Source organism: Xenorhabdus entomophaga (assembly GCF_037996725.1).
Classification (GTDB): domain Bacteria; phylum Pseudomonadota; class Gammaproteobacteria; order Enterobacterales; family Enterobacteriaceae; genus Xenorhabdus; species Xenorhabdus khoisanae.
On sequence record NZ_JBBMXH010000329.1, the window covers coordinates 1 to 501 of the forward strand.

Sequence of the window (501 nt, forward strand, 5' to 3'; positions counted from 1 at the left end):
AAGGCGGGAGGTAATGCAATTCAATATTCAGGACATACGCCATCTCTTTCACCAACTCGGCTCGGTGGTAACCCGCACCATCCAGAATAATATGGATTTTTTGCGAAAGCGGGTAAGTTTCCCGCAGCGCCCCGAAAAAATACGCGATGTTTTCAGCATTGATACTCGGATATTCACGGATCACCGTGTCTTCAATGCGTTGTAAATTGAGGGCACCCAGAATATTGAGACGGGTACGACTGCCAGTGGTTTCGACGACTTTGACCTGATTTTCTCCTGCTTTCATCCAACCATAACTGAGCTTTGTGGACTGTGAAGGATGTACCGCATCAATAAATAGGATCGGCTCATTCTGACCCGCTCCATTTTTCAGAGATGGGTAGTCATCAATAAATTGTTGCTGTTTATGCGCATCGAATTTATGCGGCACTCCCTTGGGTTTTTTGTAGCTGAAACCTTGACGGTGAAGCCATTTCGTCATGCCGGCCACGCTGAAAGAAA

The 501-nt window shown here is 46.5% G+C and carries 1 protein-coding gene; it reads right to left on the reverse strand.

Annotated features, from left to right (window positions below; translation table 11 throughout):
• Positions 1 to 501 (reverse strand): IS630 family transposase (locus AAC854_RS23020; RefSeq protein WP_340619120.1); only part of this gene is annotated, 501 nt, incomplete at both ends.